This is a genomic window from Rhodopseudomonas sp. P2A-2r, from assembly GCF_026015985.1.
Classification (GTDB): Bacteria; Pseudomonadota; Alphaproteobacteria; order Rhizobiales; family Xanthobacteraceae; genus Tardiphaga.
This window is the reverse complement of the sequence record NZ_CP110389.1, coordinates 1,922,452-1,938,426: the sequence shown is the minus strand read 5'-3', so window position 1 is coordinate 1,938,426 and position 15,975 is coordinate 1,922,452. Positions and strand designations below refer to the sequence as shown.

General features: G+C 64.8%; 13 protein-coding genes and 1 pseudogene. 6 read left to right on the top strand and 8 right to left on the bottom strand.

Translation table 11 applies throughout. The features are described 5' to 3' along the window. Positions 1 to 197: 197 nt before the first annotated feature. The 5 genes from ONR75_RS09140 to ONR75_RS09120 all read right to left on the bottom strand — a co-directional run bounded on the left by ONR75_RS09140 (position 198) and on the right by ONR75_RS09120 (position 4,941). Positions 198 to 500, bottom strand: a complete 303-nt coding sequence (locus tag ONR75_RS09140; protein ID WP_265082307.1) for an HU family DNA-binding protein — start codon at positions 498 to 500, stop codon at positions 198 to 200. A 198-nt stretch (positions 501 to 698) separates the two neighbouring features. Next, entirely contained in the window at positions 699 to 1,991 is a 1,293-nt protein-coding gene (gene glnT / locus ONR75_RS09135; RefSeq protein ID WP_265082306.1) for a type III glutamate--ammonia ligase, read from the bottom strand. A 24-nt stretch (positions 1,992 to 2,015) separates the two neighbouring features. Further along, the gene (locus ONR75_RS09130; protein ID WP_265082305.1) at positions 2,016 to 3,350 is read right to left on the bottom strand and encodes an FMN-binding glutamate synthase family protein; all 1,335 of its coding nucleotides are present in this window, start codon (positions 3,348 to 3,350) and stop codon (positions 2,016 to 2,018) included. Between the two features lie 11 nt (positions 3,351 to 3,361). Then, positions 3,362 to 4,048, bottom strand: coding sequence for a protein glxC (locus ONR75_RS09125; protein WP_265082304.1), 687 nt, complete (start codon positions 4,046 to 4,048; stop codon positions 3,362 to 3,364). Then, complete coding sequence (locus tag ONR75_RS09120) at positions 4,048 to 4,941, bottom strand: class II glutamine amidotransferase (RefSeq protein ID WP_265082303.1); 894 nt, start codon at positions 4,939 to 4,941, stop codon at positions 4,048 to 4,050. The genes ONR75_RS09125 and ONR75_RS09120 overlap by 1 nt, the downstream gene beginning before the upstream one ends. Before the next feature lie 90 nt (positions 4,942 to 5,031). On the opposite strand from ONR75_RS09120, the gene ONR75_RS09115 reads away from it, so the two are divergent. From ONR75_RS09115 to ONR75_RS09090, 6 genes and pseudogenes are all read left to right on the top strand, one after another. Continuing rightward, positions 5,032 to 5,724 carry a helix-turn-helix domain-containing protein gene (locus ONR75_RS09115; protein WP_265082302.1) on the top strand — a complete coding sequence of 231 codons (693 nt, stop codon included), beginning with the start codon at positions 5,032 to 5,034 and terminating at the stop codon, positions 5,722 to 5,724. A 13-nt stretch (positions 5,725 to 5,737) separates the two neighbouring features. Continuing rightward, on the top strand, positions 5,738 to 6,988 hold the full coding sequence (locus ONR75_RS09110) for a sarcosine oxidase subunit beta family protein (RefSeq protein ID WP_265082301.1): 1,251 nt from the start codon (positions 5,738 to 5,740) through the stop codon (positions 6,986 to 6,988). Positions 6,989 to 6,993: 5 nt separating this feature from the next. Then, entirely contained in the window at positions 6,994 to 7,251 is a 258-nt protein-coding gene (locus ONR75_RS09105; protein ID WP_265082300.1) for a sarcosine oxidase subunit delta, read from the top strand. Continuing rightward, positions 7,248 to 10,204: pseudogene (locus ONR75_RS09100) on the top strand (sarcosine oxidase subunit alpha family protein). Before ONR75_RS09105 ends, ONR75_RS09100 begins: the two are co-directional and overlap by 4 nt. Next, positions 10,197 to 10,775 (top strand): sarcosine oxidase subunit gamma, encoded by a 579-nt coding sequence (locus ONR75_RS09095; RefSeq protein ID WP_265082299.1) that lies wholly within the window; start codon positions 10,197 to 10,199, stop codon positions 10,773 to 10,775. Before ONR75_RS09100 ends, ONR75_RS09095 begins: the two are co-directional and overlap by 8 nt. 174 nt (positions 10,776 to 10,949) lie before the next feature. Beyond that, positions 10,950 to 12,293, top strand: a complete 1,344-nt coding sequence (locus tag ONR75_RS09090) for a vWA domain-containing protein (protein WP_265082298.1) — start codon at positions 10,950 to 10,952, stop codon at positions 12,291 to 12,293. A 27-nt stretch (positions 12,294 to 12,320) separates the two neighbouring features. Here the strand turns inward: ONR75_RS09090 and ONR75_RS09085 are convergent, their stop codons facing one another. The 3 genes from ONR75_RS09085 to ONR75_RS09075 are packed head-to-tail and all read right to left on the bottom strand — an operon-like array spanning position 12,321 to position 15,969. Then, complete coding sequence (locus ONR75_RS09085) at positions 12,321 to 14,177, bottom strand: bifunctional sugar phosphate isomerase/epimerase/4-hydroxyphenylpyruvate dioxygenase family protein (RefSeq protein ID WP_265082297.1); 1,857 nt, start codon at positions 14,175 to 14,177, stop codon at positions 12,321 to 12,323. Further along, positions 14,174 to 15,232, bottom strand: a complete 1,059-nt coding sequence (locus ONR75_RS09080) for a Gfo/Idh/MocA family protein (RefSeq protein WP_265082296.1) — start codon at positions 15,230 to 15,232, stop codon at positions 14,174 to 14,176. Before ONR75_RS09080 ends, ONR75_RS09085 begins: the two co-directional genes overlap by 4 nt. Then, on the bottom strand, positions 15,229 to 15,969 hold the full coding sequence (locus ONR75_RS09075; protein WP_265082295.1) for an ABC transporter ATP-binding protein: 741 nt from the start codon (positions 15,967 to 15,969) through the stop codon (positions 15,229 to 15,231). The genes ONR75_RS09080 and ONR75_RS09075 overlap by 4 nt, the downstream gene beginning before the upstream one ends. Positions 15,970 to 15,975 lie beyond the last annotated feature (6 nt).

Sequence of the window (15,975 nt, the reverse complement as noted above, 5' to 3'; positions counted from 1 at the left end):
GAACCATGAGAATGTGGGCCCAATCCTTCGAGACGCGGTCGAAAACGACCGCTCCTCAGGATGAGGGGCCGTTCCATTGTCCTACGCAAAGCAGGACACACTTCATCGCAAACGCAATCGCGGCGCCCTGCTGGTGCAGGACGCCGCGATCAGACTCAAAGCCTGATGCGATTACCGGGCGGCAATCGCGGGTCGGATCAGACCGCGTCCTTGGCGGCCTTGACCGGACGGGCGCGCACGATCTTGCGGGCCGGCTTGGCCTTGAAGGTCATCGGTTCGCCAGTGAAGGGATTGGTGCCCTTGCGCGCCTTGGTGGCGGGCTTCTTGATGACCACGAATTTCGCGAAACCGGGAACGAGGAAAACGCCGTTCTTCTTCAGTTCCTTGTAGCCGATGGTGGCGAGCGTCTCGAGAACGCCCTTGACGTCCTTCTTGGTCAGCTCGGTGTGGGACTCGTTGATCTTCTCGATCAGCTGGGACTTGGTCATTTGGTCGGCCATGTGAGGCTCCTTTGGGGGTGATTCGGTCGTCAAACACTATGGGGAAACCGCAGGAAAAACTCGCACTCAATGCGAATTTCACAGTTTTTCACGGTGTTTTCGCCATTTATTTTCGATCAACCCTTCAAAACAAGGCCTCAGGGCGTTTTTGTCGGGGCGAATCGCCGGATTCCGCCGCAAACCGGCACCATTCGCGCCCTAGCAGTCCAGCGTAGTATCGCGCTCCCACTCCGTAAGATGACGGGCGTAGTCGTCCCATTCCTGCTTCTTCAGCTTGAGATAGGCCGGCACCAGCGGCCCCAGGCTCTGCTGCAGCAGCTCGGACTGCTCCAGTGCGCGGATGGCGTCGAGCAGGTTGAGGGGCAGCCGCTTGACGTCGCCGACGGTGTGGCCGTCGGTGTACATGTTGATGTCGAGGCGCTTGCCCGGATCGCGCTTGCTGGCGATCCCGTCGAGGCCGGCGGCGATGATCGCGGCCTGCATGGCATAGGGGTTGGCGGCGCCGTCCGGCAGCCGCAGCTCGAAGCGGCCGGCCTCGGGAATGCGGATCATGTGGGTGCGGTTGTTGCCGGTATAGGTCACCGTGTTGGGCGACCAGGTGGCGCCGGACAGGGTGCGCGGCGCGTTGATGCGCTTGTAGGAATTCACCGTGGGATTGAGGATCGCCGCCATGGCATCGGCGGAATGGATGATGCCGCCGATGAAATGATAGCCCAGCGCGGAGACGCCAAGCTCGCCCTTGTCGTCCTCGAACAGGTTGCGGTCGCCATCCCACAGGGAGACGTGGACGTGGCAGCCGTTGCCGGTGAGATGGCTGAACGGCTTGGGCATGAAGGTGGCGCGCATGCCGTGCTTCTCGGCGATCGACTTGGCCATGTATTTGAAAAACACGTGGCGGTCGGCGGTGACCAAAGCGTCGTCATAGCCCCAGTTCATCTCGAACTGACCGTTGGCATCCTCATGGTCGCTCTGGTACGGACCCCAGCCGAGCTCCTGCATGCAGTCGCTGATCTCGCTGATGACCTCGTAGCGGCGCATCAGGGCGGACTGGTCGTAACAGGGTTTGGCCTGACGATCGGCGGTATCGTCGATGCCGCGGCCGTCGGGCGAGATCAGGAAGAACTCGCATTCGACGCCGCTCTTCAACTGCATCCCCGGTCCGGCCTTGGCGATCAGTCGTTTCAGGGTATTGCGCGGCGCCTGCTCGACGGGCTTGCCGCTCATCCACGGATCGGCGGCGAGCCACGCCACTTCCGGCTTCCACGGCAACTGGATCATGCTCGAGATATCCGGCATCGCCAGCACGTCGGGATCGGCCGGCGTCATGTCGAGCCAGGTGGCGAAGCCGGCAAAGCCCGCGCCGTTTTTCATCATGCCGTTGATGGCGCTGGCGGGGACCAGCTTGGCGCGCAGTGTCCCGAACAGGTCGGTATAGGCGATCAGGAAATTCTTGATGCCGCGTTCTTTAGCTGTCGCCGCCAGATCCGTCATGTCGCCCCCGCACGATGATGAAACTCAGTAAGTCTTCCCCGGTATCCAGTCGGTGCCTGCAAGCGGCACGCCAGCCATCGCGGCAGCCTCCACCGTCAGCGCCACCAGATCTTCCGGTTCGAGATTGTGGACGTGGCTCTTGCCGCAGGCGCGCGCGATGGTCTGGCACTCCAGCGTCAGCACCGCGAGATAGTTGGCAAGGCGGCGGCCGGCCAGCACCGGATCGAGCCGTGCGGCCAGCTGCGGATCCTGCGTGGTGATGCCGGCGGGATCGCGGCCCTCGTGCCAGTCGTCATAGGCGCCGGCGGTGGTGCCGAGCGCGCGGTATTCATCCTCCAGCCGCGGATCGTTATCGCCGAGCGCGATCAGCGCCGCAGTGCCGATCGACACCGCGTCGGCGCCGAGCGCCAGCGCCTTTGCGACATCGGCGCCGGTGCGGATGCCGCCCGACACAATCAGTTGCACCTTGCGATGCAGGCCGAGGTCCTGCAGCGCCTGCACGGCCGGCCGGATGGCGGCGAGGATCGGCAGACCGACATTCTCGATGAACACGTCCTGCGTGGCGGCCGTGCCGCCCTGCATGCCGTCGAGCACCACCACGTCGGCGCCGGACTTCACCGCCAGCGCGGTGTCGTAATAGGGCCTTGAGGCGCCGACCTTGACGAAGATCGGCTTCTGCCAGTCGGTGATCTCGCGCAATTCCTCGATCTTGATCTCGAGATCGTCAGGACCGGTCCAGTCCGGATGGCGGCAGGCCGAGCGCTGGTCGATGCCTTCCGGCAGCCGACGCATATCGGCGACGCGCTTGGTGATCTTCTGGCCGAGCAGCATGCCGCCGCCGCCGGGCTTGGCGCCCTGCCCGATCACCACTTCGATGGCATCGGCGCGGCGCAGGTCGACCGGGTTCATGCCGTAGCGCGACGGCAGCACCTGATAGACCAGCAGCGAGGAATGGCCGCGCTCTTCCGGCGTCATGCCGCCGTCGCCGGTCGTCGTCGACGTGCCCATGGCGGAGGCGCCGCGGCCGAGCGCCTCCTTGGCAGGTCCCGACAGCGCGCCGAAGCTCATGCCGGCGATGGTGATGGGGATCTTCAGCTCGATCGGCTTCTTCGCAAAGCGCGTGCCGAGCAGCACGTTGGTGCCGCACTTCTCGCGGTAGCCTTCCAGCGGATAGCGCGAGATCGACGCGCCCAGGAACAACAGGTCGTCGAAATGCGGCAGCTTGCGCTTGGCGCCGCCGCCGCGGATGTCATAGATGCCGGTGGCGGCAGCGCGCTGGATCTCGACGATGGTGTGCGGGTCGAAAGTCGCCGAAAAGCGCGGCAGCGTGCGATGGGTGGGTTGGTCGTGCCCGGCCATGAAACGTCCGATCAATACGCGTCGACGTTGTCGACATGAAAATGATAAAGCTTTCGCGCGGAACCGTAGAGCCGGAAGGCTCCGGCATCGACGTCCGCGATCCCGGCCTTCGCCAGCACCGCATCGAGCACGCTGCGATCGTCTGATGTCATCGGCTTTTCCTCGCAGTCGGAGCCGAGGCTCTTCACCGCGCCGCGCACGAACAGCCGCGCCTCGTAGATCGAATCGCCGAGCGCCTCGCCGGCATCGCCGAGCACCACAAGATTGCCGGCCTGCGCCATGAAGGCGCTCATCGGCCCGATCGAGCCCTTCACCACAATGTCGATGCCCTTCATGGAGATGCCGCAGCGCGCCGAGGCATTGCCTTCGATGACGAGCAGCCCGCCATTGCCGGTGGCGCCGGCGGCCTGGCTGGCATCGCCCTGGACCCGCACCTCGCCTGACATCATGTTCTCGGCTATGCCGACGCCGGCATTGCCCTTCACCAATACGGTGGCTTCGCTGTTCATGCCGGCACAGTAGTAGCCGACGTGACCGTCGATCTCGACGGTGATGGGCAGGGTCAGGCCGCAGGCGATGGCGTGCTTGCCGCCGGGATTGGCGACCAGCCAATGGGTCTCGTTGGTGTCGGCGGGCAATGCGTGCAGGGTGGCATTCAGCTCACGCAGCGTGATCGAGGCGAGGTCAGCGGATGTCATCAGGCACGTTCCCAGGCATAGACCCGCGCCGGCTCGGGCTCGAACACGCGGGCCTTGTCGATGCCCGGCAGGCCATCGAGCGCGCGATACTCCGAACCGAAGGCGACGTAGTCGTCGGTCTCAGCCATCACGGCAGGCTTGCAGGCGATGGGATCGCGCAGCACCGCGAAGCCTGACTCGGTGCCGACCACGAAGGTATAGAAGCCATCGAGATCATCGAGGCTTTGGGTCAGCGCCTGCTCCAGGCTTGCACCCTCACGCATCCGCCAGGTCAGGTAGCCGGCCGCGACCTCGCTGTCATTGTCGGTGGCGAAGCTGAGGCCCTCGCCCTTCAAGGTGCGACGCACGGCGTTGTGGTTCGACAGCGAGCCGTTATGCACAAGGCACTGGTCGAGGCCGGTGGAAAACGGATGCGCGCCATTGGTGGTGACGGCAGATTCGGTGGCCATGCGGGTGTGACCGATGGCGTGGGTGCCAGACATCGACGACAGCGCGAAACGTTTCGCCACATCGCCGGGCAACCCGACCTCCTTGTACAATTCCATGCGGGCGCCGGAGCCGACCAGTTCGACGGCGGGCGCCAGCGCGGCAATCGCGGCGTGCAGCTGATCGTGCCTGTCGGACGGGACGGAGATGATGACGTGATTGGAGCGGACCACCGGGGCGAGCGCGCCGAGCCGGCTTTCCAGCTGCGCGATCACGGCATTGGCGTCGGCGCCTTCCGCGATCCGCAGCGTCGACTTGACGCGCCCGGCCTCGCCGCCGCCGAACACCGCAAAGCCGGCGCTATCAGGCCCGCGGTCCGACAGGGTTTCCAGCATGCGGTGCAGCATGGCGCCGAGCTGCGGCTCCAGCGCCTTGTTCTTCAGGAACAGTCCGGCAATTCCACACATTTTCGCCTCAAGAAACTTACTTTCTTTACAGGTATTCCGTGATATGACAGTTGTCAATGAAATCGCGCAGGCGATGACCCGGGAAACAGCATGCCGTCCGTGAAGGCCAAACCGAAATCCGCCAAGCCCGCCGCCAGGAAGACGGCAGCGAAGGCTGTGCCCGCCAAAGCCGGCGAGCTGCTGACCGGCTCCAACGCGCCGGCTGAAGTGGCCAGCACGCTGGAATCGCAGATCGGCAACGAGGTGCGCAAGCTGCGCAAGGAGCTCGAACTGACCGTGGCGGAGCTGTCGGCCTCGGCCGGGATTTCCACCGGCATGCTGTCGAAGATCGAGACCGGCAGCATCTCGGCTTCGCTGGGTACGCTGAACGCGCTGTCCACAGCGCTCAACGTGCCGATCAGCCGGTTCTTCCGCGAGACCGAGGAGCGCCGCGACTGCTCCTTCGTCAAGGCCGGAGCCGGCGTCAACATAGAGCGCCGCGGCACCAAGGCCGGCCACCAGTACAATCTGCTGGGCCATTCCATTCACGGCGAACTGGGCGTCGAGCCCTATCTGATCACACTGAAGGAAGACGCCGAGCCCTACACCAATTTCCGCCACGCCGGTGTCGAGCTGATCTACATGCTGTCCGGCAAGGTGCGCTATCGCCACGCCGACCAGACCTATCTGATGGAGCCGGGCGACGCGCTGTTCTTCGACGCCGCGGCGCGGCACGGGCCTGAAGAACTGATCAAGGCACCGATGACCTATCTCTCGGTCATCGTCTATCCCCGCCGCACCTGAACCATGGCCTGACATGCGCTATTCGCTGACATCGCTGATCAAGCAGACGCTGTCCGGCCACAGCGGCTGGACCCCGCAATGGCGCGACGCCGCGCCCAAACCCGAATACGACATCGTCATTGTCGGCGGCGGCGGCCATGGCCTCGCCACGGCCTATTATCTGGCGAAGGAATATGGCCTCAAGAACATCGCCGTGCTGGAGAAGAGCTGGATCGGGTCAGGCAATGTCGGCCGCAACACCACCATCATCCGCTCCAACTATCTGCTGTCGGGCAATATCCCGCTCTACGAGCTGTCGCTGAAGCTGTGGGAAGGTCTCGAACAGGATTTCAATTACAACGCCATGGTCAGCCAGCGCGGCGTGCTGAACCTGTTCCATTCCGACGGCCAGCGCGACGCCTATGCGCGACGCGGCAACATGATGATCCTGAACGGCGCCGACGCGGAGCTGCTGGATCGCGACGGCGTGAGGAAGCTGTATCCGTTCCTGAACTTCGATGCCGCGCGGTTTCCGATCCAGGGCGGGTTGCTGCAGAAGCGCGGTGGCACTGTGCGCCATGACGCCGTGGCCTGGGGTTATGCGCGCGGTGCCTCGGACCGCGGCGTCGACGTGATCCAGAACTGCGAGGTCACCGGCTTCGACATCGAGGGCGGCCGGGTGACGGGCGTCACCACGACGCGCGGCAAGATCAGGGCGAAGAAGGTCGGCGTCGCCGTGGCCGGCTCCAGCTCACGGGTGGCCGCCATGGCCGGGATGCGGCTGCCGATCGAGAGTCATGTGCTGCAGGCGTTTGTTTCCGAAGGACTGAAGCCGGTGATTCCCGGCGTCATCACCTTCGGCGCCGGACACTTTTATATCAGCCAGTCCGACAAGGGCGGGCTGGTGTTCGGCGGCGACATCGACGGCTACAACTCCTATGCCCAGCGCGGCAATCTGCCTGTCGCGGAGGACGTCTGCGAGGGTGGCATGGCCTTGATGCCGGCGATCGGCCGCGCGCGGATGCTGCGCAACTGGGGCGGCCTCGTCGACATGTCCATGGATGGCTCGCCGATCATCGACCGCACCCATATCGACGGGCTCTATCTCAATGCCGGCTGGTGCTATGGCGGCTTCAAGGCGACGCCGGGCTCCGGCCTGGTGTTCGCGCATCTGCTGGCGAAAGACGAACCGCATCCCGCCGCCACCGCGCTGCGGCTCGACCGCTTTCGCAGCGGCGCCATCCTCGACGAAAAGGGCCAGGGCGCCCAACCCAACCTGCACTGAGCATCATGCGCATCCCCTGCCCCTTCTGCGGCTCCCGCGACATCAACGAATTCGCCTATCACGGCGACGCCACGCTGACGCGTCCGACGACCCACGATGCCGATGCGATGTATGACTACGTCTATCAGCGCGACAATCCGGCCGGCTTGCATAAAGAGCACTGGTATCACCAGGCAGGCTGCCACGCTTGGCTGGTGGTGACGCGCAACATCACCACGCACGAGATCGTCGACGCGGCGCTGGCCCACGGAGCAACACCATGAGCCGCATCGCATCGGGCGGACTGATCGACCGCGGCAAAGCGCTGTCGTTTCGCTTCGACGGCAAGCCATTCCGCGGCTTCGCCGGCGACACGCTGGCCTCGGCGCTGCTCGCCAACGACATCATGCTGGTCGGCCGCTCGTTCAAATATCACCGGCCCCGCGGCATATTCTCCGCCGGGCCGGAGGAGCCCAATGCGCTGGTGACCCTGCGCTCCGGCGCGCGGGCCGAACCAAACACCAAGGCGACCACCGTCGAACTGTATGACGGGCTGGAGGCGTCGAGCCAGAATTGCTGGCCATCGCCGCGCTTCGATTTGCGCGCCGTGCATCAGCTGGCCGGGCCGCTGCTGAATGCCGGATTCTACTACAAGACCTTCATGTGGCCCGCTTCGTTCTGGGAAAAATTCTACGAGCCGGCGATCCGCGCCTCCGCCGGATTGGGCACGCTGAGCGGACAGGACGATCCCGACACTTACGAGAAGGCGCACGCGTTCTGCGACCTGCTGGTGATTGGCGCTGGCCCGGCCGGCCTTGCCGCGGCATTGGCAGCCGGTCGCGCCGGTGCGCGGGTTATCCTCGCCGAAGAAGATTTTGTGCTCGGCGGCCGGTTGCTGGCGGAGAACGACACCATCGACGGCGTGAGCGCGACGTCATGGGCAGTGCAGGCAGAAGCCGAACTCGGCACATTTGCAAACGTGCGCATCCTCCGGCGCACCGCCGTGTTCGGCGCCTATGACGGCGAATACGGCGCGCTGGAGCGCGTCTCCGATCACCTCATCGAACCCGCGCCATTCATGCCACGGCAGCGGCTGTGGAAGATCGTCGCCACCCAATGCATCCTCGCTGCGGGCGCGCAGGAACGGCCGCTGGTATTTCCGGCCAACGACCGGCCGGGCATCATGCTGGCCTCGGCGGTGCGGACCTATCTCAACCGATTCGGCGTCAGCCCCGGCCAGCGTGTCGCGATCTTCACCACGTCGGATGACGGCTGGCGCACGGCCGCCGACCTGCGCAAGGCCGGCGTGACGCTCGCCGGCATTGTCGATGCGCGACGTGACATATCGCCCGCCGTGCGCGGCCTCGCCGGCAACGCTCCGCAGTACCTTGGCGCCCATGTCACCGACACTTCCGGCTATCGCCGCCTCAGCTCCATCGCCATCGTCGATAGCGAAGGCAGGGCAACGACTATCGAAGCCGATACGCTCGCAGTATCCGGCGGCTGGAATTCGTCGATCGGCATCGCCACCCATCTCGGCGGCAAGGGCGACTGGTCGGACGCCGCCGCCGCTTTCCTGTGCGCCGCGCCGCCGAAGACCATGCAGATCGCGGGCGCCGCCGCCGGCCAATGGACGCTGGGCGACGCCTTGCAGCACGGCGCGCGCGCCGGCGCGGAGGCAGCAACGCGTGCAGGCCATGCGACGACAGCGATACCAACCTATCGCACCAGCGACGAAGCCGCCGGCGTTTCCCCGTATGGCTGTTTGCGGGATCGCGCGCCAAGGCCTTCGTCGACCTGCAGAACGACGTCACCGCCACCGACATCGCGCTGGCAGCGCAGGAAGGCTTTCGCTCGGTCGAGCATCTCAAGCGCTACACCACGCTGGGCATGGCCACCGACCAGGGCAAGACGTCGAACGTCAACGGCCTCGCCATCCTTGCCGGCGAAATCAGGAAGACCATCGCCGAGACCGGCGCCACCCGCGCCCGACCGCCGCATGTGCCGGTGGCCATCGCCGCCTTCGCGGGCATCCACAAGGGCAAGCATTTCAAGCCGACCCGGCTGACCGCGAGCCTTGCCTTTTCCGAGGCGGCCAACGCGACCTTCGTCGAGGCCGGACAATGGTTGCGCGCGCAGTGGTTCAATGCGCGCGGCGAGACCGACTGGCTCACCAGCGTGACGCGTGAGGTGAGGGCAGTGCGCGAGCGGGTCGGCATCTGCGATGTCTCGACGCTCGGCAAGATCGCGCTGTGCGGCAGCGATGTCGGCGCCTTCCTCGACCGCATCTATATCAACACCTTCTCGACACTCCCCGTCGGCCGCGTGCGCTATGGCGCGATGCTGCGCGAGGATGGGTTCGTCATGGACGACGGCACCGTCGCGCGGCTGGCGCCCGAGCATTACGTGTTGACCACCACCACGGTGAATGCCGGCAAGGTCATGCAGCATCTGGAATACTACCACCAGGTGCTATGGCCGGAGCTCGACGTGCAGATGGTTTCGGTCACCGAACAATGGGCGCAATATGCGGTGGCGGGTCCGCGTTCGCGCGAACTGCTGCAGGCCATGCTCGGCGCCGCCATCGATCTGTCCAACGATGCCTTTCCCTATATGGGCTGCGTCGAATTCGATTTCGGCGACATTCCGCTGCGGCTGTTCCGCGTCTCGTTCTCCGGCGAACTGGCCTACGAGATCGCCGCCCCCGCGGATCGCGGCGAGGCGCTGTTGCGCGCACTGATGCAGGCCGGCGCAACCTTCGGCGTCTCGCTATACGGCACCGAGGCACTCAGCGTGATGCGCATCGAGAAGGGCCATGTCGCCGGCTCCGAACTCAACGGCCAGACCGTGGCGCGCGATCTCGGGCTGGGAAGGATGATGTCGCAGACGAAGGATTACATCGGCCGCGCCATGGCCGACCGCCCGGCGCTGGTCGATCCGACCCGCCCGACGCTGGTCGGATTGCAGCCCGTCGATCGCGGCCAGCGGCTGCGCAACGGCGCGTTGCTCTTTGCCCGCGGAGTGACGCCCTCTCCCGATAACGAGGCCGGCTACATCACCTCGTCGGCCTTCAGCCCCTCCTGCGGCCACTGGATCGGCCTCGGCCTGCTAGCCGATGGCCCCGAACGGATCGGTGAGATCATCCGGGCCTGGGACCCGATCCGGTCCGCCGATCTCGATCTCGAAGTGGTGTCGCCGGTCTTCGTCGACGCAGAAGGAGCGCGGCTGCGTGGCTGACCTCACCTCCATCTCCGCCTTCGTCGATTTGCCGCTGCCTATCGTCGGCCGCGGCCTCACCGTCCACGAACGAGCAGGCCTCGGCATCGCGACGCTGATGGCGCGCAAGGGCAAGATCGATGCGCTCGCGGCATCCATTAAGGAACAGTACGACATCGATCTGCCCAGCGGCCCGCACTGGCGCGGCAGCGACGCCCTCGCTTTGCTCGGTACCGGACCCGGACGATGGCTGGCAATTCACAGCGCGCCGCCGGCGCGTTTCGTCGCCAACCTCGCGCAACAACTCGAGGGCGTTGCCTCGGTGGTCGATCAGTCCGGCGCCTGCGGTGTATTACGGCTGAGCGGCCCCGCGCTGATCGAGACGCTGGCGAAGGGCGTGGCGATTGATCTCGATGCCAAGGCCTTTCCGGCCGGCAGCGTCGCCGTCACGCAGATCGCCCATGTCGGCGTCACGCTGTGCAAGATCGACGAGTCACCTGCGATAGACGTCATCGTCGCGCGCAGCCTCAGCGCGAGCTTCTGGCACTGGTTGTCGAGCTCGGCCGGAGCTTCTTCTTTCGGGTCGACATGACCGCAGCGCATTGTTTCCGGGATATTTCCTCACAAAGCGAGTGATGCGCAGTACCACCGCGCTATCCAGGTCGCGTTTGAAAACATAATGCAACAGGATTCCGCAGCAGTCTTTTACTAGCCTTTCACAGCTCAGCCGCCATGGTCGATTCGAAATTAAAATCCGGATCGACCCATGCTGCATACCGTCATCGCGTCCCGTATCCTGCCACCGTTACGGCGCTTCTGCCGGTCGCAGGATGGCAACATCGCCGTAATCTTTGCGATCGTGATGGTGCCCACGATCGGCTTCATCGGCGCTGCGGTCGACTACAGCCGCGCCAATGCCGCGCGTTCGGCGATGCATGCGGCCCTGGACTCCGCCGCATTGATGGTCGCCAAGGACGATGCGGCGGGCGACATGACCAGGGCCCAGCTGAACACCAAGGCCAACGCCTACTTCACCGCACTATATACAAATACCGATGTACCGAGCGTCACCCTGACGGCGACCTATTCGAACAGTGCCACCACAGGATCATCTGTGGTGCTGTCCGGCTCCGGGACTATCAACACGTCCTTCATGAAGGTGGTCGGGTTTCCTACCCTGACCCTGTCCTCATCGTCCACGGCGAGTTGGGGCATGACCAAGCTCCGTGTCGCCATGGCGCTCGACAACACCGGATCCATGAAAGACGACGGCAAGATGTCTGCGCTGCAAACCGCCACCACCAACCTCATCAACCAGCTCAGTGCCTCCGCTCAGACCAATGGCGACGTCTACATCTCCCTGGTCCCGTTCGCCAACGTGGTCAATCTCGGCACCGGATACAAGAACAGCGGCTATATCGACTGGAGCAACTGGTCGACCGTGGGCAGCATCGAGGAGGGCTGGACCTGCGGCTCGAGCTACAATTCGTGGTACCGGACCATGCGATGCGGCTCGTCCAGCAACAACATCAATAGCTGGAACGGCTGCGTGATCGATCGGACGCAGAACTACGACGTTCAGATCACGGCACCGACTACCGCCGCCACCTATTATCCGGCCGACCAGTCGTCCTATTGCCCGACCGTGATCACTCCCCTGAGCTATAATTGGACGGCACTGAAGGCGTCGGTAGCGACCATGACGCCGAGCGGCGGCACCAACCAGCCGATCGGCCTGGTGTGGGCATGGCAGACGCTGCAGCAAACCGCGCCTTTCAACGCGCCGGCCGAAGACAGCAATTACACCTACAAGAAGGCGATCATTCTGCTGTCGGACGGCCTCAACACCATGGATCGCTGGTACGGCGACGGCAGCACGCCCTCGTCGCAGGTCGACGCGCGCCAGCAGCTGCTATGCGATAACATCAAGGCCGCCAACGTCACCATCTATACAATCCAGGTCAATACCGGCGGCGACCCGACCTCCGCGGTGCTCCAATATTGCGCCAGCGGCAGCGGCAACTTCTTTCAGCTCACCACGGCAAGCCAGGTCATCTCGACCTTCAACACCATCGGAACGGCGCTGACCAACCTGCGTATCTCCAAATAGGACCGCAGCGCCGTCCCGCCCGGCCGTTCAGAGGCGGGGCATGCTGACCGGGCGCGCCTCGCGGGTCTGCGCCGCCAGCCTGATGGCGGCATTGGTCGCGCCAAATCCCGCATAGTTGCGCCGTTCGACGATCTCGAAAAAGAAGCGCTCGTCGAAGGCGTGGGTGTAGATCTGGAAGAACTCGCCGTCGCCTTCGCGTTCATAGAGGATCTGGTTGTCGCGGAGCAGAGTCATGGTGGCCGTGTCGAGACCGTATTTGGCCTCGATATCGGCATAGTAGTTCTCCGGAATCTTCAGAAAGCTGGCGCCGCGCGCCCGCATCTCCGCGACCGCCGCAAAGATATCCTCGCATGAGAAGGCAATATGCTGAACGCCCGAGCCGAAGAACTCGGAGATGAAGCGGTTCGACAGCGTGCGCGTCGCCGACGATCCGTTCAGCACCACACGCAGCGTCTGGCTAGCGTTGATCAAGGCCTGGCTCTGCACCAGGCCGACGAGATCGGCGATTTCCATCTGCGGCAGCCGCTGCAGATCGAGAATGCCGACGTAGAACAACAGCCACGACGGCATTTCCTCGTAAGGCATCGACTGCGAGATATGGTCGACGGCCGTCAGGCGATCGGCGCCGGGATCGCTGGCGAGCGCCGCGAAATCGGTGTCCCAGTTGTTGCCGGTCCCATCGAGGAAATACAGCAGGCTGCCGCCGACGCCGTGGATCGCCGGAATTTCCAGTTCGCCGGGGCCGACGGGCTGATAGAAGGTCTTCGCCTTCAGCGCCTCGGCGCGCGCCATGGTTTTCGATGCATCGTCGACGTCGAGGGCGATGGCGCAGACCCCTGGGCCGTGGGTGACGTAGTGCGAATGCGCAAAGCCGCCCTGCTCGTGGTTGATGACGAGTTCGATGGCGCCTTGCGACCAGCGCTCCACTGCCTTGCTGCGATGGGCGCCGGTCTTGCGGAAGCCGAGTTGACCGAACAGGGTCGCGAGACCCGCCGCGCTCACTTCGTTGACAGCAAATTCGATGAAGCCAACGCCAAGGCTGCGCGCCGGCGGCGCCAGCTTGGCGGTCGGTTCGGCCAGCTGGTCTTTCAGCAGGATCAACGAGCGCAGGCCATCGGTGGCGGTGCGCGCGGCGGAGCCGGCACGGAACTGGTCGTTGAAAATTTCCAGCGACCACGGGCCGCTATAGCCGGTGGCCATCACCGCTTCCATGAAGCCTGTGACCGGCAGGTCGCCCTGCCCGGGGAAACAGCGGAAATGCCGGCTCCACGGCAGGACATCGAGCCCGAGCTTCGGCGCGTCGGCGAGTTGCACCAGGAAAATCTTGTCGGCGGGGATCGACGCGATCGCGGTCACCGGAAAGGCCGGCGCCAGCGCATGAAAGCTGTCGAGGATGACGCCGATGGATTTGTGGTCGGCGCGGCGCACGATTTCCCAGGCGTCGCGATAGTCGCGGACGTGCCGGCCCCATGCCAACGCCTCGAAGCCGACCCGCATGCCGTGTCTGGCCGCGAGGTCGCCGAGTTCGCGGAAATCGGCCGCAGCGCGATCGATGCCGCCGAGCCCCAGCGGCGACACGTTGCTGCAGATCAGCATCAGGTCGGTCTGCAGCTCCTTCATCAGTTCGAACTTGCGTTCGGCACGGTAGAAGTTGCGGCTGCGCTGCGGCTCCGGCATACCCTCGAAATCGCGAAACGGCTGGAAGGCGCAGATGGTCAGGCCGAGATCGCGGCACATCTGGCCGATCTCGCGCGGGCTGCCGCTGTACGACAGCAGATCGGCTTCGAAAATCTCGACTTCGTGGTATCCGGCGGCAGCGATGGCGCGCAGCTTTTCGTCGAGTGCACCGCTGAGAGAGACGGTAGCGATGGATAGTTTGGTCATGCGGTCTGCTCCAGAATGCTGCCCGGCGAAACCCGCGCGCCGGTTCGCGCCGCCAGTTGCACCGCTTCGACCACGGCCAAAGTTGCCATGGCGTCGTCCACGGAAATCAGCGGCGCCTCGCGGCGATCGATCACCGCACAAAAATGCCTGAGCTGCTCGACCAGCGGATCGGCCCGCTCCGACGCAAGATCCGCCCGCGCCAGCGGCGCCCACCACCCCTTGTCGCCCGGATAGGACCACAGGTCCATGGTCGGCACCGACAGTGAACCTTTGGTGCCGGCGAAGATGTAACAGGGCTGGTCCTGCCGCGGATAGGCGGCGTTCTCGCCGGACGACAGCTCCCAGCTCCACGGCGATGGCGTGGCGTCCGACAATGTCACGGTGCCGATCGCGCCATTGGCAAAGCGCAGCAGCAGCGCCGCAGTGTCCTCCACCGCGAAGCCGCGCACCTTGTTCGAGGTCAGCGCCTGCACCTCGACGATCTCGCCGCAGATGAAGCGCAGATTGTCGATGTCGTGGACGAGGTTGATCAGGATCGGGCCGCCGCCCTGCTCGCGGCGCCAGGAGACGTCGAAATAATCATCGGGTTTCTGCAGCAGCCAGAGTCCGACCACCGCCGTCAGTTGGCCAAGCCTCCCGCCGGCGACCGCATCGCGCACCGCCTTGATACCGGGATTGTGCCGGCGATGATGACCGACCAGCACCGGCACACCGGAGCGCCGGACCGCCGCTGCCAGCTCCTGCGCCGCGATGACGGTATCGGTCACCGGCTTTTCTACCAGCGTCGGGACGCCCCGTTCGACGCAGTCCAACACCATTGCCAGATGCAGCGCGTTCGGCGAGGCGATGATCGCGCCGTCGGGCTTTTCCTGATCCAGCAGTTCGCGGTGGTCGAAATACCACGACAGGCCGCGCTGCTGGGCAAATGCTTTCGCGGCGTCCGACGGGTCGGCGATCCCCGCCACTTCACATTCCGACGACGCTGCGATCAAATCGAGGTGCTTGCGGCCGATCAGGCCGGCGCCCATCACGCCGATCCGCTTTCGGCTGCTCACGCCGCGCTGTCCGCCATGGCGCCGCCAAGGAACAGCGCGCCGATGCGGGGATCGTTGAGCACCTTTTCGGCCTTGTCGAAGATCCGGGTCTGGCCGAGCTCCAGCACAATGCCGAAGTCGGAAATCTCCAGCGCCGAGCGGGCGTTCTGCTCGATCATCAAGATCGAGACGCCCTTGTCGCGCAGCTCCTTGAGGATGTTGAAAGTCTGCAGCACCATCAGCGGCGAGAGACCAATGGACGGCTCGTCGATCAGCACCAGCTGCGGATTGAGCAGCAGGCCGCGGGCGATTTCGAGCTGCTTCTGCTCGCCCCCGGACAGGGTCGAGGCCTGCTGCGTGGCCTTCTTGCGCAGCACCGGAAACTTGTCGAGCGCGGCCTCGATACGCGCCGGCAGGTCGGTGATGTCGCGCCCGGCCGCCACCGCGCCGAGTTCGATGTTGTGGCGCACCGACAGTTCCGGAAAGATGTTGCGGCCCTGCGGCACGTAGCAGATGCCGGCGGTGAGCAATTCGCGCTGGCTGAGGCCAGTGACGTCGCGCCCCCGAAAGATCACCTTGCCCTCGCGCAGCTTCAAGAGCCCGAAGATTGCCTTGAACACGGTGGACTTGCCGGCACCGTTCGGACCGATCACCGTGGTGATCGACCCCGCCGGCACCGAGAAGGTGGTGCCGTTAAGGATGGTCATCTTGCCGTAGCCGCCGACCAGATTCTGAACGTCCAGGATCGCATCGCTCATGGTTTC